This window comes from Neorhizobium galegae (genome assembly GCF_017877055.1).
Taxonomy (GTDB): Bacteria; Pseudomonadota; Alphaproteobacteria; order Rhizobiales; family Rhizobiaceae; genus Neorhizobium; species Neorhizobium galegae_D.
Genome location: NZ_JAGIPG010000005.1, coordinates 294,979 through 315,916, shown reverse-complemented (window position 1 = coordinate 315,916; position 20,938 = coordinate 294,979). Strand labels below are relative to the sequence as shown.

The window sequence follows — 20,938 nt, the reverse complement described above, 5'->3', positions numbered from 1 at the left end:
TACCGCTTTATTCATAGAAGTCCTGTACCGAATTCGTTCGTCGTTCCAAGTCTATGTGGTCCGTACCGATGCGCCTGAAACACATCGCTTTCGCTCTCCTCGTGGCAACCGCCCTTACGGGCTGCAACGACACGCTCGATTCGGCGAGCATTGACCTGAAGAGCGTCAAGAACAAGGTCGAGCAGCCGCTGCCTTCGAGCATTCTCGCCGAGATGCAGAAGAAGAACATGCCGCGCACATCGCCGATCATGATCCGTATCCTCAAGGAAGAGGGCAAGCTGGAAGTCTGGAAGGCAAGGGCCGACAACCGCTTCGAGGTGATCAAGAGCTACGACATCTGCGCCTGGTCCGGGAAGCTCGGCCCCAAGGTCAAGGAAGGCGATCGCCAGGCTCCGGAAGGCTTCTACAACCTGACGCCGGCGCACCTGAACCCGAATTCCAAATATTACCTCGCCATCAATACCGGTTTTCCAAACCGCTTCGACCAGGCGAACGGCCGCACCGGCTCCAACCTGATGATCCACGGCGCCTGCTCATCGTCCGGCTGTTATTCGATGACCGACGAACAGGTTCTGGAAATCTACGCCTTCGCCCGCGACGCCTTCAAGGGCGGCCAGACCTCCGTGCAGCTCCAGGCCCTTCCCTTCCGCATGACCGCGGAGAATATGGCGCGCCACCGCGACAGCCAGAATTATGACTTCTGGAAAATGCTGAAGACCGGCTACGATCATTTCGAAGTCACCAAGCGCCCGCCGGAAGTCAACGTCTGCGAAAAGAAGTACGTCTTCAACCAGCAGGTCGATAGCAACGGCACCTTTGCCGCCGCAGCAGCCTGCCCGCCGATGTCGACGCCGCCGGCACTCGCCTCGGCGCTGACATCCTACGACAAGACCTACGAAGTCGCCTACAAGACGGCGCTGGAAAAATTCGACGGCAAGGTCTGGTACGAGCCGACCGAGGCCGAACGCAAGGCCGTGGTCGCCGACAAGCGCAAGGGCCGCGATATCGCCTATGCGCCGACGGGAACCTCGCTCGAAGCTGGCAAACTGCTGAGCCAGTCGGAGTTCCAGGAGATGATGGAAAAGCGGATGGCCTCCCAGAACAAGCCGGCCAATACCGTGCTTGCTTCCGCCGCGCCCGTGAACTTCCGTGCCGGTTCCGCCGCCGATCGCATGAAGCAGGACCGCCTGCCGGCAGCGGGCGCCCAGAGCACCGGCACGGTCCCCACTGTCACGACGGCACAAGGCACGACCACCACGGTTCCGATCCCGGCTCAGAACCCGCTCGCCTATGCGGCACCGCCGATCAGCGAAGAAAAGAAAAAGCCGTTCTGGAAGTTCTGGAGCCAGGAATGAGCTTTGAGACCGCAGGCCTCTACGATCTGAGAGGCCTGAAGTGTCCCCTGCCCGTCCTGAAGACGCGCCGCCGGCTGAAAGCCATGGAGAGCGGCACGGAACTTGCGATCGAAACCACCGATCCTCTGGCCGGCATCGACATCCCGCATTTCTGCAATCAGGAAGGCCACGAACTGGTGCGCTCGGAAAAGACCGAGACGGGCCACCGTTTTTTGATCCGCAAGGGTTGAGCGGGCCTACATCCGAAGACCGGGAACGGCGAGTGGATTGTCTTCCAGCGCCGCGCGATCCGGCCGGTCGACACGCGGCTGGCCCGTAAACGCCGCGAAAAGATCCGTGACGAAGGCTTCCTCCAGCCCCTGGGTGATCAGCACCATGCGGGTGCGCCGGTCGGAGCCGTCAGGCCATTTCGGCAGCCGCTGCGGCGGATGGAAGACGCTTTGCACCCCATGCAGCACCAGCGGCCGGTCCGGGTTGTCGGAGAGCGCCACGATCGCCTTCATCCTGAGCAACTTCTCGCCATGGGCGGAGCGTAGAAGGTCGATGAACATCTCGATCGCCATCGGATCGATCGGCTCGTCATGGATGATCGAGAAGGAGCGGATGTCGTCACCATGGCGGTTCACGTCATGATGATGGTGGTGATGGCCATGCCCGTGGTGCTCATGGCCATGGTGATGATCATCGTGGTGGTCGTGACCATGATCGTGGTGATGATGCTCTTCGGTGGCATTCGCGAGCTCATCGTGCAGCCAGCGGTCCACGTCGGCGATCTTGGTCGCCGGGTCGTAGAGGCCGTTCACGAGAATAGCCGCCGTACCGGCCTGTTCGCTGTCGCCATCGACGATCGGCGCCCGAGGATTGAGTTCTGCGAGCCGGTCTTTAAGCGCCGCCAACTGGGAAGCGTCCGCCATTGACTGTTTTGAGATGATCAGCCGGTCGGCCACCGCCACCTGCTTCACTGCCTCCTGATGACGGTCGAGCGTGGAGACGCCGTTCACCGCATCGACCACGGTGATGACCCCGTCGAGCTCGAAATTCTGCGCGATGACCGGGTTACCCATCACTGACTGCATGACTGGCGCCGGGTCGGCAAGGCCCGTCGTTTCGATGACGATGCGGCGGATCGGCCTCAACCGGCCGGTCTGGATGCCATCCATGATCGAGGCGAGCGAATCCACCAACTCGCCGCGCACCGTGCAGCAGAGGCAGCCATTGGCGATTTCCAAAAGCGCGTCGCCGGAAGCCTCGACCAGGAAATTGTCGATCCCGACCTCGCCGAACTCGTTGATGATCACGGCCGTATCGCTGGTGCCCGGATCCTTCAGGATGCGGTTCAGCAGGGTCGATTTTCCAGCACCGAGAAACCCGGTGAGGATGGAAACCGGAATCCGGCTCGAGGCAGAAGACATGATCTATTCTCGTTCAGAATGTCGGGCGCGGCTGCGGGATCGGCACATTGACGGTATTGACGGCAACCGTTTTCTTAGTCCCCTTGGGCGGCGGCGGGGGAGCCTCGCCGCCGGAAAGCAGGGTCAGGGGCGTATAGACCGGCGGCTGGGCCATTTCATGGATATAGGGCGAATGCTGGATGGTGCGGCCCGCATCGTCACGCGTTTCGCTGCGCACCTTGGCAGCCTTGGGGTTGCAGATCTCGGCGCTGACGTCGTTGACATCAGCCGTTTCGCCATAGGGTGCGAGCGCCGAGAGCCCCACGCCCCCGGCAGCAGTCGAAGTCAGTCCCTGCTGCAGGAGGTTGGCGGTATCGTCGGCGCGGCCGGCCAGGCTGTCCGAGCCGAGCACCACCGAAATCACCGAACGGCCGTCCCGTGTCGCGGAACCGACCTGGTTGAACCCGGAAGCGCAGATGAAGCCGGTCTTCATGCCGTCGGCGCCGTCGAACCGGCCGATCAGGGTGTTGAAATTGGGATATTGCTTGGAGCCGGTATCGATGCCCTCAAGTTTGAAATAGCCCTGGTATTCCGGGAAATCCTGCTTGAGCCTCAATGTCAGCAGCGCCAGGTCACGGGCGGTCGAGAACTGCCCCTTGCCCGGCAGGCCATGCGGATTGATGTACTGGGTCGAAGTCATGCCGAGCGCCTTCGCCTGGGCATTCATCATCGCCACGAACTGTTCCTGCGTGCCCCCGACGGCCTCGGCCACCGCAACCGCCATGTCGTTGGCCGACTTGACGAGCATCATCTTCAGCGCGTTGTCCATCGTCATCGTCGTGCCGGGGGTGAAATACATCTTACTCGCCGGCTGATCCGCCGCCCTCTTGCTCAGAACGACCGGCGTCTCGAGCGAGAGCTTGCCGGTTTTCAGCGCCTTGAAGGTCACATAGGCGGTCATCAGCTTGGTGAGCGAGGCCGGATACCATTTCACGAAGGCTTCCTCGTGGGCGATCACTTTGCCGGTCTTTGCATCGACGACGATCTTCGGATTGGCGGCAGCGGTTCCGGCGGAAGCGACAAGGGCAAGCGCGGAGAGGGCGCAGATCAGCCGGTTGGCGGAGGCGGATCGGAGGCGGAAAATCTGCAATGTAGTTCCTCGTTCGAACAGCTTAACGAGTGTGGCGCATATGCGTTCTATATGGCCAAGCAATGGCAAAGAAGATTGATTACGTCAATCATGACAGGCACACTCCGGCCGGGAGGACTTGTCATAACCGCGTGACCAGCCAACAACAGGGAATAGTATGCCGATTTTGAACCGAGCCGCCGAACTCCAGGGCGAAGTCAGCGAGTGGCGACGATACCTTCATGAAAATCCCGAGATTCTTTACGAGGTCGAGAACACCGCCTCCTTCGTGGAACAGAAGCTGAGAGAATTCGGCGTCGATGAAGTCGTGCCCGGCATCGGCCGCACCGGCGTCGTCGGCATCATCCGTGGGAAAGGCCCGGGCGGCCGCACGATCGGGCTGCGCGCCGACATGGACGCCCTGCCGCTCACCGAAATTACCGGCAAGCCCTGGGCTTCGAAGAGCCCCGGCAAGATGCACGCCTGCGGCCATGACGGGCACACGTCGATGCTGCTGGGCGCGGCGAAATACCTCGCGGAAACCCGCAATTTCAACGGCACCGTGGCGCTGATCTTCCAGCCCGCCGAAGAGGGCGGCGCCGGTGCGCTGGCGATGGTCGAAGACGGCATGATGGAGCGGTTCGGCATCGAGGAAGTCTACGGCATGCATAACATGCCGGGCATCCCGCTCGGCCAGTTCGCCATCCGCAAGGGCGGCATCATGGCGGCGCCCGACCGCTTCACCATTATCATCAAGGGCCGCGGCGGCCATGCGGCACAGCCGCACAAGACCATCGACCCGATCTTCATCGGCTCGCAGCTGGTCGGCAGCCTGCAAGCGATCGCCGCTCGCAACGCCGACCCGGTCCACTCGATCGTCATTTCTGTGACGCGCTTCGACGCCGGCACGGCGTATAACATCATCCCCGACCAGGCGACGCTCTGGGGCACGGTCCGGACGCTGAGCGAAGAGACCCGCGATCTTGCCGAAAACCGTATCCGCCAGATCGTCGAAGGCATGGTCAGCGCCCATGGCGCCACGTCTGAGATCGATTATTACCGCCAATGCCCGGTTACCTTCAACCATGACCTCGAAACCGATCACGCGATCGGCGTCGCGGCAGAAGTGGTCGGTGCCTCGAACGTCGACACCAATGTCGAGCCGACCATGGCCGGCGAGGATTTCGCCTTCATGCTGAAACGCCGCCCCGGCGCCTTCATCTTCATCGGCAACGGCGATAGCGCAGCGCTGCATAACCCGCATTACGATTTCGACGACGAGGCGATTTCCTATGGCATTTCCTATTGGGTTCGGCTTGCCGAACAGCGTTTGACCGAATGAGCGAGACAAAAGGCTTGGCTAAACGTCTCGCCTTTTGTATGGAATTCCTCACGTGGTCCCATAGCTCAGCAGGATAGAGCGCAGGATTCCTAATCCTGAGGCCGATGGTTCGAATCCATCTGGGATCACCACTCCCGTTTATCTCGCAATCGTCGACGTCTGCTCCATCCGTTTCGGCCGCCTTACCGAACGCACGACGCCGCGACGGGCAGCGCCCAGAAGCGCCGCAACCAGCCAGCCGCAGAAAAGCCCGCCCGCTGCCCAGGTGAGGCCGGCGAAATCCACCGGCACGCCCGGCACGAAATCACGCCAGGCATTCGCAAATGTCGTCGAATCGGGATTGCGCATCACCACAAAAGGCTTGGTGAACGGCGGCGCCAGCGTGAGGTCCTTCTGCTGCTCGGCGAGCATTTCGTAACGCGAAAAAGTCCGCCGCATCGCATCGCCCTGGTTGCGCAGGAAGGCCTGCGGCGAAGCGGAGTAGATGTTGAGTGCCTCCTGGCGGTCGAGGCCGTTGTGGTTGGCCTGGGCGTCGAATTCCGAGATCAGGATCTTCAGCTCATCGAGCGCGCCGCCGATCCGCTGGCGGTATTGCTGCGCGAATTCCGGCGCCTGCGAGAAGAAGATCCCGCCAAGCAGCGCCATCGCCATCGTGAGCATTCTTCCGAGCATGAGCATGGCAAAACCTCGGTTGTTTTGCCGATCAACGATGCGGAGCCGTCAAAGGTTGCCTGGGGTGACCCGCACATGCTCCATGCGGAAGCCGAGGCCGATCAGCCGGCCGGCGAGATGGGCGAGCAGCGGAAAGCGGGCGATGCCCCGGATGAAGGCCGGCGGGCCTTTGCTTTTCCGATCGTCCGCCTGATCCGTTCGCCGGCTGCTCCTCATCATCAACTGCAGCTTCTGCGTCGCCCTGGTCGGAAAACTGCGCCGCTTTTCGACGGCGGCGAGATCGGCATCGGTGAGGCGATCCTCGCGCAACGGTGCGGCAAGGAAATTGGCGGCCGCCACCGCGTCCTGGATGGCCAGATTGACGCCGACGCCGCCGATCGGCGACATGGCATGCGCGGCGTCGCCGATGCAGATCAGCCCGGTCCGCCACCATTGCTTCAGCCGGTCGATGCGCACCGTCAGCAGGTTCGTATCGTCGAAACTGCGGATTTCCTGCATCCGCTCGGCCGGCAGCGGCGAGACATCGGCGACCATCCGCCGGAAGGCTTCGATGCCCTTCTCGCGGATCTCCGCAAACGTGGTGCGGCGGATCACATAACCGCATTGCCAATAGTCGCCGCGATCGATCAGCACGAAACCCTGGCGCGGGCCGGCATGGCCCATCACCTCGTTCGGATCGTCCTTCTGCTTCGACAGCTTCATCCAGATGACCTCGCTCGGAATGCCGAAACTCTCCACATCGAGCCCGGCCTTTTCGCGGACGACGGAATTGCGGCCGTCGGCACCGACGACGAGCGTCGAGCGGATGGTGAGCCCTCCTTCCGGAGTCTTCAGGATAAGGCCGGAGATCGCCCCCTGCTCCTCCAGCACCTCCGTCACCTTCGCCTGCATGACCAGCCGGAAATTAGGGTAGGCCCGCGCTTTTTCGGCGAGAAAACTCAAAAAGTCCCATTGCGGCATGAAGGCGATGAAGCGGTTCCTGACCGGCAGCCGCGAAAAATCCGCGATGGTGATCGTCTTCCCGCCCATCTCTGCGGACAATTTTGGCGCCCGCGTGTGCGGCAGCTGCAAAAATTCGTCGATCAGGCCGAGCTCATGCATCACCTCCAGCGTCGAAGGATGGATTGTATCGCCGCGAAAATCGCGCAGGAAATCCGCGTGTGTTTCGACCACCGTGACATCGACGCCGGCCCGGGCCAGCAGAAGGCCGAGCATCAACCCCGCCGGACCGGCGCCGGCGATCACGCAAGTCGTCTGGAGTTCACGGTGTTCGCTCATCATCCCACTTCGCGCCAAGAGCACCCTTTGTGCAAGCTGCACTTGGTCGCAGGCGGGCCGAATTCAAGCCCGCTCTTGTGAGCCGCGGCTTTCGCTTGTAGACCGAAGGCAGCTTTGGGAAATGGAAGACAGCATGGCCGACACCGGCAAGCGCCGCATCAGCATCCTCGGTTCCACCGGCTCGATCGGCGTCAATACTTTGGATGTGGTGAACCAGCTTGGTGGCCGGGAGACCTTCGAGGTCGTGGCAATCACCGGCAACAGCAATATTGCGCTTTTGGCCGACCAGGCGAGGGTTTGCGGCGCGAAGCTCGCGGTTACCGCCGACGACCGCCAGTATGCGGCGCTGAAGGATGCTCTTGCCGGAAGCGGCATCGAAGTTGCGGCCGGCCGCGAGGCGCTGATTGAAGCGGGGGCGCGCCCCTCCGACTGGGTGATGGCCGCGATCGTGGGCACCGCCGGCCTTGCGCCGACGCTGGCTGCCGCAAAGCGCGGCGCTGATATCGCGCTCGCCAACAAGGAATGCCTCGTCTCCGCCGGCGAACTGTTCGTCAGGGCAGTCGCGGAAGGCGGCGGACGACTGATCCCGGTCGACAGCGAGCACAGCGCCATCTTCCAGTCGCTCGAAGACGACCAGCACCACGCGATCGAACGCATCGTGCTCACCGCCTCCGGCGGCCCGTTCCGCACCTGGACGCGCGAGCAGATGGCGGGCGTCACCGCGGATATCGCCCGCGCCCACCCCAACTGGTCGATGGGCCTGAAAATCTCGATCGGCAGCGCCTCGATGTTCAACAAGGCGCTGGAGATGATCGAGGCGAAACACCTCTTCAATCTGCGGCCGGACCAGATCGAGGTGATCGTACATCCGCAATCGGTCATCCATTCCATGGTCGGTTATCGCGACGGCTCGGTGCTGGCCCAACTCGGCTGTCCCGACATGCGCACCGCGATCGGTTATGCGCTCGCCTACCCGAACCGTCCGAAGCTCGATGTCGAGCGGCTGGATTTCGCCAAGCTCGCAAGGCTGGATTTCGAGGCACCAGACGAGGTGCGTTTCCCGGCGCTCCGGCTGGCCCGCACGGCTCTGGAACGCGGTGGCGTGCAGGGCGCGGTGATGAACGCCGCCGAAGAGATCGCCTTCCACGCCTTCTGCGCCGGCCGCATCGGTTTTCTCAACATGGCGGATATCGCCGAACAGGTGATGGACGACATGGTGAGCTATGGCGCGGCGACGACCATGGACGAAGTGTTTGCGGCGGATGCCGAAGCACGGCGCCGCGCTGGCGAGATCGTCGCGCAAAAAGAAATGGCCGCGTGAGCGGCCATTCGTAATCCGGATCTTTGTCGATCGTTCAAGCCACATGCCGCGCCAGCGCGCAGCGCGACCAAAGCTGGTGCAGCGAACCGACCAGGTGCTCGATATCCGCATCGCTGTGCAGCGGCGTCGGGGTGATGCGCAGGCGTTCGGTCTTGCGCGGCACGGTCGGATAGTTGATCGGCTGCACATAGACATTGCAGGTGTCGAGCAGGATATCCGAGATCCACTTGCACTTGGCCGCATCGCCGACGATGACCGGAACGATATGGCTGGGGTTGTGCATGTGCGGAATGCCTTGGCTGTCGAGCATCGTGCGCAGCTTCTTGACGCGGTCCTGATGGCGGACGCGCTCGAATGGGCTTGCCTTCAGATGCCGGATCGAGGCGATCGCCCCGGCCGCCAGCGCCGGCGGCAGCGCCGTCGTGAAGATGAAGCCCGAGGCGAAGGAACGGATGAAATCGCAGAGCGCGGTGGAAGCGGCGATATAACCGCCCATCACGCCAAAAGCCTTGCCGAGCGTACCTTCGATGACCGTCAGGCGGTCCATCAGGCCTTCGCGTTCGGCAATGCCGCCGCCGCGCGGACCATACATGCCGACCGCATGCACTTCATCGAGATAGGTCATCGCGCCGTATTTGTCGGCAAGATCGCAGATTTCCTTGATCGGCGAGATGTCGCCATCCATCGAATAGACGCTTTCGAAGGCGATCAGCTTCGGCGCGTTCGGATCGGCGGCCGCCAGCTTGGCTTCGAGGTCGTTGAGATCGTTGTGCTTCCAGATCACCCGTTCGCACTTGGCGTAACGGATGCCCTCGATCATCGAGGCGTGGTTCAGCGCATCGGAGAAAATGATCAGGCCGGGGATCTTCTGGCCGAGCGTGCCGAGCGTCGCCCAGTTCGACATATAACCGGAATTGAAGATCAGGCCGGCTTCCTTGCCGTGCAGATCCGCCAGTTCACGCTCGAGCATGACGTGGTAATGCGTGGTGCCAGAAATATTCCGGGTGCCTCCCGCACCCGCGCCACAGTGATCGATGGCTTCCTTCATCGCCTCGATCACGGCGGGGTGCTGGCCCATGCCGAGATAATCGTTGGAACACCAGACGGTCACTTCCTTCGGGCCATCGGGAGTGTGGCGCGTGGCGCGGGGAAAATTGCCGCGATGCCTCTCCAGATCGGCGAACACCCGGTAACGGCCCTCCCCGTGAAGACCGTCCAGTTCGCTCTTGAAAAATGCCTCGAAGTCCATGCTCACACTCCAGAACCTGCCTCGGTTTTGGTTTCAGCCGCGCTTTTCGTCAACCCCGCACCACGCGAATAGAACCAACCTGCGGCAAAAGGCCCGCTTTTTTTGAATTATTCCAATAAAAAGGTAAGCGATTTCGAAAATGTGAGAATTGATCCACGTCAAGCAGCAAAAAGAAGAGCGGCATCACCGCTCTTCCGGGCTTTTACCGGTGCTCTCGATTCGCCTCAACCGGCAGATGCAACCGCCCTTTTCGCCATGACCTTGACGAGATTGGCGCGGTATTCCGCGTTCGCGTGCATGTCCGCCATCAGGTTGGAGGCATCGACCGCAACATTGCTCAACGCATCCGGCGACCAGTTGGAGGCCAGCGCCTGTTCGAAGCCCGGATGACGGAAGACCCCGGATGCGCCGGCGCCGGTAACCGCAACGCGGATGCCGCCGGCGGTCTTGGCCGCGAACACGCCCGTCATCGCAAAACGCGAGGCCGGGTTGTTGAACTTGGCGTAGCCCGCCTTTTCCGGCGCCTCGAAGGTGACCGACGTCACCATCTCGCCCTCCTCCAGCGCGGTCTCGAAAAGACCGGTGAAGAAGTCGTCGGCCGAAATCGAACGACGATCGGTGACAACGGTCGCGCCGAGCCCGAGCAGGCCGGCGGGATAATCCGCCGCCGGGTCGTTGTTGGCGATCGATCCGCCGATCGTGCCCATGTGACGCACGTGCGGATCGCCGATATGGCCGGCAAGCTTGCAGATCGCCGGACAGATGGCGGCAAGCTCGCGCGAAGCGGCCACGTCCGCATGCGGCGTGGCGGCACCGATCGTCACCTTGCGGCCTTCGATCCGAATGCCCCGGATTGCCGGAATGTGGCGAAGATCAATCAGGTCGCTCGGTGCGGCGAGCCGCTGTTTCATAGTCGCGATCAAGGTCATGCCGCCGGAAAGGTATCTACCCTCCTCGTTGGCCGACTTGAGCTTGACGGCATCTTCCACCGAGGATGCACGATGGTAGCTGGTAGCATACATGTCTTCTCTCCTCAGTGAGCCGAGTGCAATGCCTGCCAGACCTTCATCGGGGTCGCCGGCATGGTGAGCTTATTGTGGCCGATCGCATCGGTGATGGCGTTGATCAGCGCCGGCGGGGAGCCGATAGCACCCGCCTCGCCGCAGCCCTTGATGCCAAGCGGATTGCCCGGGCAAGGCGTGTTCTGATGTGACAGCGTGAACGACGGCAGGTCGTCGGCGCGCGGCATGGCATAGTCCATGTAGCTTGCCGTCAGAAGCTGGCCGTTGGCGTCATACTGGACGTTTTCGAGCAGCGCCTGGCCGATGCCCTGGGCAATGCCGCCATGCACCTGGCCCTCGACGATCATCGGGTTGATGATATTGCCGAAATCGTCGGCCGCGACGAACTGGACGATATCCGTCTCGCCGGTATCCGGGTCGATCTCCACTTCGGCAATGTAGCAGCCGGCGGGGAAGGTGAAGTTGGAGGGATCGTAGAAGGCGGTTTCCTTCAAGCCCGGTTCCATGCCGGACGGCAGGTTGTGGGCGGTATAGGAAGCGAGCGCCACCTGGAACCACGGCACCGACTTGTCGGTGCCTGCGACCTTCAGCTCGCCGTTCTCGATGACGATATCCTCCTCGGACGCCTCCATCAGATGTGCGGCGATCTTCTTCGCCTTGGCCTCGACCTTGTCGAGCGCCTTGACGACCGCCGACATGCCGACGGCGCCTGAGCGCGATCCGTAGGTGCCCATGCCCATCTGCACCTTGTCGGTATCGCCGTGCACGATGTTGATGCTCTCGATCGGCACGCCGAGGCGGCCGGCGACAAGCTGCGCGAAGGTCGTTTCATGGCCCTGGCCATGGCTGTGCGACCCGGTCAGCACCTCGATCGTGCCGACCGCATTGACCCGCACTTCGGCGGATTCCCAAAGGCCCACGCCGGCGCCGAGCGAGCCGACCGCGGCCGACGGCGCGATGCCGCAGGCCTCGATATAGCAGCTCATGCCGATGCCGCGCTTCTTGCCTTTGGCTTCGGATTGCGATCGCCGGGCGGCAAAACCTGCCCAATCGGCGGCCTGCATCGCCGCATTCAGCGAAGCTTCGTAATCGCCCGCATCGTAGTTCATGATAACGGGCGTCTGATATGGGAAGGAGCGGATGAAGTTGATCTTGCGCAGCTCCGCCGGCGAGATGCCGAGTTCGCGGGCCGCGGTCTCCATCGTGCGTTCCAGCAGGTAGGTCGCTTCCGGGCGGCCGGCGCCGCGGTAAGCATCGACCGGCACCGTATTGGTATAGACGGTGCGGACATTGGCGTGGATCGCCGGGATCGCATATTGGCCGGACAGCAGCGTCGCATAGAGATAGGTCGGCACCGCCGAGGAGAACAGCGACATATAGGCGCCGAGATTGGCGATCGTATCGACCTTCAGCGCCGTGATCCGGTTGTTGGCATCAAACGCCATCTTCACCTTCGAGACGTGGTCGCGGCCATGCGCGTCGGTCAGGAACGCCTCGGTGCGGTCCGAGGTCCATTTCACCGGCACGCCGGTCTTCTTCGATGCCCAGAGACAGATGATCTCTTCAGGATAGATATAGATCTTCGAACCGAACCCGCCGCCGACATCCGGCGCGATGACGCGCAGCTTGTTTTCCGGTGCGACATTATAGAAGGCGCTCATCACCAGCCGCGCCACATGCGGGTTCTGGCTGGTCGTATAGCAGGTATAGTGATCTTCCGCCGTGTCGTAGATGCCGAGCGTGGCGCGCGGCTCCATCGGGTTCGGCGAAAGGCGGTTGTTGAGGATCTCGATTTCGGTGACATGCGCGGCCGCCGCGATCGCCTTGTCCACCGCATCAGGTTCGCCGATCTGCCAGTCGAAGATCAGGTTGCCGGGCGCTTCCGGGTGGATCTGCGGCGCGCCGGAGGCAAGTGCCGCGACGGCCTCGGTCACGACCGGAAGCTGTTCGTAATCGATGACCACGGCTTCCGCAGCATCGCGCGCCTCGCCTGAGGAGTCGGCGACAACGATGGCGATCGCGTCGCCCACATAACGAACGGTATCGACCGCGAGCGGATGCCAGGCACCCATCCTCATCGGCGACCCGTCCTTGGAATGGATCATCCAGCCGCAGATGAGATTGCCGATGCCGTCCGCCTGAAGCTGCTTGCCGTCGAGCACGTCGATGACGCCCGGCATGGCTTTCGCCGCGGTCGCATCGATATTGCTGATTTTCGCATGCGCATAGGGGCTGCGCACGAAACAGGCATACTTCATGCCCGGAACGGTCATGTCGTCCGTGTAGCGGCCCTTGCCGGTCAGAAAGCGTTTGTCTTCCTTGCGCGTAACGCGTGCACCGATTCCTTCAACACCCATGTTCATCTCCTCCCGAGATGGTGGTTAAGTGAGCAGTGACTAGGAATTAGTCGGTAGTAAGGAGTTCAAAACCAAAGCGGCGCGTGAACCACTGCTCACTAACGACTACTCACTACTCACCTATTCAGCGGCCTGGCGGCTGCCGGCTATTTCGGCATCGGCGGCGAGGATCGCCTTGACGATGTTGTGGTAGCCGGTGCACCGACAGATATTGCCTTCGAGCCCGGCACGGACTGTCTCTTCGGTCAGGTGCCCGCCTTCGCGGTTGATCAGGTCGACCGCCGTCATCACCATGCCGGGCGTGCAGAAGCCGCATTGCAGGCCGTGATGTTCCTTGAAGGCCGCCTGGACCGGATGCAATTCGCCCTGGCCGGCAAGACCTTCGATCGTCGTGATCGTCGAACCGGAAGCCTGCACCGCCAGGATCGAACAGCTCTTCACCGAATGGCCGTCCATATGGATGACGCAGGCACCGCACTGGGTCGTATCGCAGCCCACATGCGTTCCGGTCAGACCAAGTTTTTCGCGGATAAAATGCACGAGCAGGGTGCGATCTTCGCACTCGCCGCTCATCGTGCGGCCGTTCACGGTCAGCGTCACTTTCGTCATATTGTCCTCCTCGCGTCCCTCCCGGACACGCGCCCATCATTTGCTTTTTTACTTAGGGGATCAACCGCTACTTTCTACGGAAACGGCAATATTTTGGTCGGCCATCAGACAAGCGACCACCCTGCGATTCCACCGAAGCCGAGTAACTGTCGGCAAACCAAACCAAAAATCCTGGTTTAAAATATTGAGCTCATATGGACTCTTGCATATAGCGACCTATTGTTCCCATTGATGGTTGTTGCAGAACTGGCCCGCGGAAACGTCCGGAGCCTGCAAGACAGCCGGACAAGACGAAGAACAAACAGGAGGATTTCATGAAAAAGGCCTTGGTGCTTTTGATGGTCGGCGCTTCGCTTGCGAGCTGCACGGCAACTGAACAGGGCGCCGGCATCGGCGCAGCATCCGGCGCCGTGATCGGCGGCCTGGCGACGGGTAACGTGCGCGGCGCGGCCGTGGGTGCTGCGATCGGCGGCGTTTCCGGCGCTTTGATCGGCTCCGTCGCCGAACAGCCGGGGCAGTGCTATTACCGCGACCGTTATGGCCGCCGCTATATCGATAGCTGCCCGCGCCGTTATTGATAAACGCGTGGATTGCAGGAAAGACTGTGGCCCCGGAGCACGCTCCGGGGCTTTTTCTTTCATGAAATCATCACGAAGGGGTACCCGGCTTCGTCTTTTGCAGTTAGATAGTCCGCTTCGTCGGATGCTATGAAGGCTTCCAGCCGGGGGAATCCACAGCAGTTTGCGTATGCGGAACGAAAACACTGGGCGGACAGAAAAACGGAAGCTGAGGGGAGCAGGCAACGCCGCAATGCTCGCCGTGCTGCTTCTTGTTTTCCCGCCGCTTTCCGGCCAGGCCTACGCTTTCAAACTCTTTGGCATCACGCTGTTCGGCGACGACGAAGACAAGGTCGAGGTCATCGATCCCGTTCGTTACGACGCGACGCTTGAAGCCGGCGACGCGGACAAGGACCTCAGGAAGCGCCTCGAATCCGCCGCCTCCCTGATCGCCGACGAAAAGCAGCCCGTCTCCGGCGATCTCGGCGTCATCATCAAGGCGCGCGAAGACCGCGACCGGCTGATCGCCGTGCTCTACGAAGAGGCCCGTTACGGCGGCACCGTGCATATCTCCGTCGCCGGAACCGATATCGACCGCCTGCCGCCCAACCCCACATTCGACCACGCGGCACCCGTGCCGGTCACCGTCCGCATCGATCCCGGCCCCGCCTTCAAACTCGGCTCGGTCCGTTTCGAGGGAGACGCCGTCGGCCGCGATCCGGAAAAATATGACCTCGTTGCCGGCGGTGCGGCGGGTTCCCGGCTGATCCTGAAGGCCAGCCAACAGCTTCTCGTCGATCTGAAGGACGAGGGCCGGCCGCTCGCAAAGCTGACGGAGCGGCAGGTGACGGCCGATCACCGCACCAACACGGTCAACGTGGTGCTCGGCGCGATCGGCGGCCCCGTTGCCCCGTTCGGAACCGTCGCGGTGAAGGGCTCGCGCACCGTTGATGCCGCCTTCATCAGCCGGTATTCGCGACTCGACAAACACGGCCAATACTCGCCCGTGCAGTTGAAGAAAGCCAATGATCGCCTGCGCGAGCTCGGCGTCTTTTCCAGCGTGACGATCCACGAAGCGGAGAAGCTGGCGCCGGACGGTTCGCTGCCGCTGACGATCGAGGTGTCGGAAGGCAAGCATCGCTATTTCGGCTTCGGCGCCGAATATTCCTCGATCGACGGCGCCGGCCTCGAAGGCTACTGGGGCCACCGCAACCTCTTCGGGGAAGCCGAATCGCTGCGCATCGAAGGCAAGGTGTCCGGTATCGGCGCCACCACCGATGTTACCACCTTCGATTATTCCGCCGGGATCATCTTCACCAAGCCTGGCGCTTTCGTGCCGGAGGCAACCTTCGAATCCCGTCTGGAAGCCAAGAGCGAGACGCCTGACGTCTACGAGGCGCAGACCATCATCTACTCGGCCGGCATCACCTACGAACTGAACGAGACCGACAAGCTAAAGGGTGGCGGTGAGATCGCCTATATCGACGCCGACGATGCGTTCGGCAACAACCAGTATCTCACACTCAGCCTGCCGGTCAGCTTCGAGCGCGATGCGCGGGACAACAAGCTCGACCCGACCAAGGGATATTACGCAACCCTCTCCGCCAAGCCGAGCTACGAGCTCATGGATGGCACGATCTTCTCCTCCTTCGAGGGCTCGATCTCGGGCTATCTCGGCCTCGGACAAGAGGACGGCGTCGTGCTGGCCGCCCGTCTGGCCGCCGGAACACTGGTCGGCGGAAGCGACCTTGAAAGAATTCCGGTGACACGCAGATTCTTCGCCGGCGGTGGCGGATCGGTGCGCGGCTACGCCTATCGGGAAATTTCGCCCTATAACAGCGCCGATGAAGCCACGGGCGGGCGCTCTTATACGCTGGGATCTTTCGAAGTGAGAGTAAAAGTGTCAGAAAACATAGGCATTGTACCTTTTGTCGACATTGGTACGGTATCGACCGGAATCGTGCCCGATTTTTCTGATATACGTGCTGGTGCGGGGATCGGCGTGAGATATGCCACGCCTTTCGGACCGCTCAGATTGGACGTTGCAATTCCGTTGCAGCGCTATGACGGCGGTAGCCAGTACGGTATCTATGCGGGCATAGGACAGGCATTCTGAAAGGCAGTGAAAGGGTAACGCTCAGGGCATGATGCTGATGGTTCGCCTGTTGAAATGGATCTTGAAGGCCGCGCTTGGCGTGGTCGCGATCCTGTTCGTCATGGCCTTGGGCGTCGTCCTTTTTGTCGCCCTCACCCCGGTCGGCGGGCGCGTCGCCGCAGACCGCATTTCCGCCATCGTCTCCACGCCTGACCGCGGCATCTCCTTCACGCCCCCGGAAGGCTTGCTGACCGGCGACCTGCGTATCGATGCCCTTACATTGTCCGACGACGCAGGCCCCTATGCCCAGATCGGCGGGATCAAGATCGATTGGTCGCCGACGTCCCTGGTGACGGGGGTCTTCCGCGCCGAACATATTTCAGCTGACACCGTCAACTTCATCCGTGCGCCGCGGCCGCCGAAAGCGCCCGCCACGACACAAACGACATCGACGGGCTCTTCCGGATCGCCCTTGCCCGTCGGCATCCGCGTGGCGCAGATCGACCTGCCGGATATCAATCTCTCCCAGGCCTTTTCGGGGCGGGATTTCTCTCTTTCGGTGAAGGGATCGATCGACGCGACGGGGCCTGACATTTCGCTCGATCTGCAGGCAACCCGCAAGGACGAGCCGGATGCCAAGGCATCTGCCGACGTGGTTTACGCGCCGTCCGAAAATCGCCTGACACTCAAGGCTGCCGTGTCCGAGCCGCAGGGCGGCCTGCTCGCCCGCCTTCTGCGTCTTCCCGGCACTCCGGCGGTCGAGCTGGCGCTCGATGGCGAAGGACCTCTTTCCGACTGGGCCGGAAAGTTGCAGGGCAGCGTCGGCGGCACGCCCGTCATCGCGGTCGACGGCAAACATTTGCTGGTCGAAAACGGCAGGCACAGGGTGGAGGTGACCGGCGGCGGCCAGTTGTCGACGCTTCTCCCGCCTGCCTTTCGTCCGCTGTTCGGCGGCACGACCGATATCAACATTGCTGCAATCTATGCGCCCTCCGGCCGGGTGGATATCGAACGCGGCGATCTCACCTCCGGCGCCGTGAAGATCGCTGCCAAGGGGGCCTGGGACCCGACGGGCGACAACAGCCTCACCGCCAGCCTCAACGGCGTGAAGGGGCCGGTCGACTTCGTCTGGCCGATCAACGGACAGGAGAGCCGCTTCTCCTTCGAAAGCATCAATTTCACGCTGACCGGAGCGGCCGTCTCGGCGCGCTTCAACGCGACGGCTGCACTCAGCGCCGCCGAACTGCCGCAGGGCCGCTTCGGCCAGATCCGCCTGCAGGCGGAAAGCGAAGATCTCAACCTCATCAGCCGTTCGGGCAGCATCCGCAGCCGCTTCACCGTCGCCCGCACGGATTTCACCAACGACGCTCTTGACCGGGTGATCCGCGGGCCGGTGACTTTGGATGCGCCGCTCAGGCTCGCGCCACCGGCGATCGGCCTGGATGCAGCGACCTTCGATAGCGGCAATGTGAACGGCACGCTTTCCGGCGCTTACGACATGTCGAAACAGGCAGTCACCGGCAATTTCCGGGTTTTTGCCAATCCCGCCGTTCTGCCGCCGGGGCTAGTTTCGAAATTCGAGGGCAAGCTTTCGGCCGAAGGCTACGTCAACATGGTGAGCGGCGGCCGCGTCAGCCTCGAGAACTTCGTGATGCGCTCGAACGCCATCGAAGCGCACGGCAATATGCTGCTCGACAATCGGACTGTCACCGGGCGCCTGGCCGGCCGCGTGCCGGATCTGAAGCGTTGGCTGCCGGAAGCCGAGGGGGCGGCCGGTTTCGACATCTCCGCCAAGGGGCCGTTGACCGCAATGGCCGTCCGGGCCGTGCTCAATTCCGCCGACGCGCGGCTGGTCGGCCGCAAGCTCCAGGACATGAGTTTCATCCTGGAAGGCACCGCCGATCCGAATGCCCCCAAGGGCAAGCTGACCGGCACGGGTTCGCTCGATGGCCAGCCGATCCGCGTCAATGCCGACCTCGCTTCCGTCCAGGGCCGCACCAGCGCGCCGGCAATCACCGCCGAGATCGGTCCGAACAAGCTGACCGGCGCCTTGAACTTCTCTCCCGCCTTCCTGCCGGAAGGCCAGCTCGCTTTCGACTTCCCGGATGTCTCCCTGCTCGCAGCCCTTGCCGCCCAGCAGGCCCAGGGCGATCTGAAGGGAACGGTGATGTTCAGCAATACGGGCGGCAAGGCCGGCGCCGTCATCCGGGCTTCCGGCAAGGCACTTCGCCGCGGCACGATCGAGATCGCCCAACCGAATATCGATCTCGCCATTGCCGACATCAAGACGATTGCGGCCGAGGGTATGGTCCGCGCCACTCGGATCGGTGCCGGCTCGGTCGGCATCAACGACGTCAACCTCGGCGTCAGCCAGGGCGGCAACCGGACCAATTTCAATCTCGCCGCCCAGTATGACAACGCACCACTGACTGCGGTTGGCGATATCCAGACCGGTACCGATATCTCGGTCGGCATCCAGAGCTTCACCGCGGCGCCCCGCAGCATCGCGGTCCGGCTTGCCGCGCCGACCCGTATCGCGGTCGCCAACGGCGGTGCGCGTCTTGCCGATCTGACCATCTCAACCGGGGCCGGCAGCGTTACCGTCAACGGCACGGCCGGCACGGCGCTGGACCTCACCGCCAATATCAAGGCGCTGCCCGCCAATCTCATCAACGCGTTCGTCCCCGCGATCAATGCTGCCGGCACCATTTCCGGCACGATCAACGCCACCGGCGCCGCGTCTGCCCCTGCCATACGCTACGATTTAGAATGGAGTGATGCACAGCTTCGCCAGTCGCGCGATGCTGGCATCAGTCCGTTTCGAGTCCAGGCAAGCGGCAGCTTCGCCAACGGAACAGTCACGTTAGACAAGACCCGCCTGACAGGCTCCGGCGGTCTCGATCTCTCGGCTGCCGGCAAGGTTATCCTGAAGGACGGCATTCCCGCACTCGACATCAACGCCCGCGCCAATGCGGTGCCCGCCAGCCTGGTCAACGCGTTTGCGCCGAGCCTCGGCGCTCGCGGCACGATTTCCGGCACGGTGACCGCGACGGGAACGCCGCAAGCTCCCGCCGTCCGTTATGATCTGCGCTGGGCCGATGCCGGCGTCGCGCAGACCACATCCGCCGGGGTCGCCGCTTTCGACATCACCGCCGGTGGCACGTTTCAGAACGGCACTGTCACCGTCGACACCCGCCTTTCGGGCGGCGGCGGCGTTTCGTTGTCGGGCGGCGGCTCGGTTTCGCTCGCAGGCGAGAAACCGCTTAATCTGAAATTCAGTGGGAAACTGCCCTTCTCGATTCTCGCCGGACAGATGGCGGCGCAAGGCTTCGTCCTGGAAGGCACCGGCAATGTCGACCTCGCGATCGGCGGCACGGCGGCGGCGCCGGCGATCACCGGCACCGCATCCTCGTCGGGCGCCCGACTGGTGGATGTTCGCCGTAACCTCGCCCTGACGGATCTTGCCGCCAATGTTGCCTTCGACGGCAAGAGCGCCAATATTTCCAGGCTCTCCGGCAAGCTCTCGGGCGGTGGCACGGTCTCGGTCCAGGGCTCGGTCGGCATCGCGCCCGGTTCAGGCTTTCCGGCCGATCTGAAGATCACCCTTGCTCAGGCATCCTACGCCGATGGCGCGCTCTTTGCCGCGACCGCCGACGGCGCCCTGACCATTACCGGCCCGCTGACGTCAGGCCCCGTCCTCGGAGGACGCGTGACGCTGACCAAGGCGGCGATCACCGTGCCCGCCCGCCTGCCGACCTCGCTTTCCGCCATCGATATCCGCCATCGTAATGCCCCGCCCGACGTGCTGAGGCAGATGGAAAAGCTGCGGCCGAAGAGCGCCAGCGGCAGTTCGAACCCGATCGCCCTCAACCTTCAGATCAGCGCGCCGAACGGCATCTTCGTGCGCGGTCGCGGTATTGACGCCGAGCTCGGCGGTGACCTGACCGTAACGGGTACGGCGATCGCACCGGTCGTCGCCGGTGGCTTCAAGATGCGCCGCGGCCGTATCGTGATCCTCGCCAAACGAATGGATTTCACCGATGGGGACATAACCTTCGGCGGCGGCCTGATCCCGGTTCTCAACATGGAGGCGAACACCACCTCCGCCGCGACGACGATCACGGTGAAAGTCACGGGCGTCGCCAACGATCCGACGATCGCCTTCTCCTCCTCGCCCGCCCTGCCCCAGGACGAGGTTCTGGCGCGACTGATCTTCGGCCAGTCGATGTCACGGCTGTCGCCGCTGCAGATCGCCCAGCTGGCCGACGCCGTCGCGCAGCTCGCCGGCGGCGGCTCCGCATCGCTGCTCGAAACGCTACGCAACAATCTCGGCGTCGACGATCTCGACATCAACACCGATGCGACCGGCCAGACCACCGTGTCGGTCGGCCGCTACATCAACAACCGCACCTATATCCAGGTTGAGCAGGGCGGCGAGAGCGGCGCCGAAGCGACGATCAATCTCGATGTCGGCCGCGGTGTCAAGCTCAAGGCCGGCGCCGGCACCGAAGGCGGCAAGGCCGGCATCTTCTATGAGCGCGAATACTGATCTCGCATATTT

The 20,938-nt window shown here is 62.7% G+C and carries 15 protein-coding genes and 1 tRNA gene; 8 read left to right on the top strand and 8 right to left on the bottom strand.

What is annotated here, in order from left to right:
- Positions 1-68: 68 nt before the first annotated feature.
- Complete coding sequence (locus J2857_RS27805) at positions 69-1,355, top strand: L,D-transpeptidase family protein (protein ID WP_210013301.1); 1,287 nt, start codon at positions 69-71, stop codon at positions 1,353-1,355.
- Entirely contained in the window at positions 1,352-1,585 is a 234-nt protein-coding gene (locus J2857_RS27800) for a sulfurtransferase TusA family protein (RefSeq protein WP_210013300.1), read from the top strand. The genes J2857_RS27805 and J2857_RS27800 overlap by 4 nt, the downstream gene beginning before the upstream one ends.
- A 6-nt stretch (positions 1,586-1,591) precedes the next feature.
- On the opposite strand, the gene J2857_RS27795 is transcribed toward J2857_RS27800, so the two are convergent.
- Both J2857_RS27795 and J2857_RS27790 read right to left on the bottom strand, forming a co-directional pair.
- A complete protein-coding gene (locus tag J2857_RS27795) occupies positions 1,592-2,767 on the bottom strand; it encodes a CobW family GTP-binding protein (protein ID WP_210013299.1) in 1,176 nt (391 codons plus the stop codon).
- Between the two features lie 13 nt (positions 2,768-2,780).
- Positions 2,781-3,890: a D-alanyl-D-alanine carboxypeptidase family protein gene (locus J2857_RS27790; RefSeq protein ID WP_210013401.1), complete on the bottom strand. Its 1,110-nt coding sequence runs from the start codon at positions 3,888-3,890 to the stop codon at positions 2,781-2,783.
- A 163-nt stretch (positions 3,891-4,053) separates the two neighbouring features.
- Between J2857_RS27790 and J2857_RS27785 the strand changes: the two genes are divergently transcribed.
- Entirely contained in the window at positions 4,054-5,217 is a 1,164-nt protein-coding gene (locus J2857_RS27785; RefSeq protein ID WP_210013298.1) for a M20 aminoacylase family protein, read from the top strand.
- A 54-nt stretch (positions 5,218-5,271) separates the two neighbouring features.
- A tRNA-Arg gene (locus J2857_RS27780) sits at positions 5,272-5,348 on the top strand.
- Between the two features lie 7 nt (positions 5,349-5,355).
- On the opposite strand, the gene J2857_RS27775 is transcribed toward J2857_RS27780, so the two are convergent.
- Entirely contained in the window at positions 5,356-5,895 is a 540-nt protein-coding gene (locus tag J2857_RS27775; protein ID WP_210013297.1) for a DUF2937 family protein, read from the bottom strand.
- 42 nt (positions 5,896-5,937) lie between these two features.
- Entirely contained in the window at positions 5,938-7,170 is a 1,233-nt protein-coding gene (locus J2857_RS27770; protein ID WP_210013296.1) for an FAD-dependent oxidoreductase, read from the bottom strand.
- A 130-nt stretch (positions 7,171-7,300) separates the two neighbouring features.
- Between J2857_RS27770 and dxr the strand changes: the two genes are divergently transcribed.
- Entirely contained in the window at positions 7,301-8,488 is a 1,188-nt protein-coding gene (gene dxr, locus J2857_RS27765) for a 1-deoxy-D-xylulose-5-phosphate reductoisomerase (RefSeq protein ID WP_210013295.1), read from the top strand.
- 34 nt (positions 8,489-8,522) lie between these two features.
- On the opposite strand, the gene hemA is transcribed toward dxr, so the two are convergent.
- The 4 genes from hemA to J2857_RS27745 form a co-directional block, all read right to left on the bottom strand.
- Positions 8,523-9,737, bottom strand: coding sequence for a 5-aminolevulinate synthase (gene hemA / locus J2857_RS27760; protein WP_210013294.1), 1,215 nt, complete (start codon positions 9,735-9,737; stop codon positions 8,523-8,525).
- Between the two features lie 224 nt (positions 9,738-9,961).
- Entirely contained in the window at positions 9,962-10,759 is a 798-nt protein-coding gene (locus J2857_RS27755) for an FAD binding domain-containing protein (protein ID WP_210013293.1), read from the bottom strand.
- 11 nt (positions 10,760-10,770) lie between these two features.
- Entirely contained in the window at positions 10,771-13,116 is a 2,346-nt protein-coding gene (locus tag J2857_RS27750) for a xanthine dehydrogenase family protein molybdopterin-binding subunit (protein WP_210013292.1), read from the bottom strand.
- A 120-nt stretch (positions 13,117-13,236) separates the two neighbouring features.
- Positions 13,237-13,725: a (2Fe-2S)-binding protein gene (locus J2857_RS27745; protein ID WP_210013291.1), complete on the bottom strand. Its 489-nt coding sequence runs from the start codon at positions 13,723-13,725 to the stop codon at positions 13,237-13,239.
- A 314-nt stretch (positions 13,726-14,039) separates the two neighbouring features.
- On the opposite strand from J2857_RS27745, the gene J2857_RS27740 reads away from it, so the two are divergent.
- From J2857_RS27740 to J2857_RS27730, 3 genes are all read left to right on the top strand, one after another.
- Positions 14,040-14,303 (top strand): glycine zipper domain-containing protein, encoded by a 264-nt coding sequence (locus J2857_RS27740; protein WP_007759184.1) that lies wholly within the window; start codon positions 14,040-14,042, stop codon positions 14,301-14,303.
- A 169-nt stretch (positions 14,304-14,472) separates the two neighbouring features.
- Positions 14,473-16,398, top strand: a complete 1,926-nt coding sequence (locus tag J2857_RS27735; RefSeq protein WP_432420189.1) for an autotransporter assembly complex protein TamA — start codon at positions 14,473-14,475, stop codon at positions 16,396-16,398.
- A gap of 28 nt (positions 16,399-16,426) precedes the next feature.
- Positions 16,427-20,926 (top strand): translocation/assembly module TamB domain-containing protein, encoded by a 4,500-nt coding sequence (locus J2857_RS27730; RefSeq protein ID WP_210013289.1) that lies wholly within the window; start codon positions 16,427-16,429, stop codon positions 20,924-20,926.
- Positions 20,927-20,938: the final 12 nt, after the last annotated feature.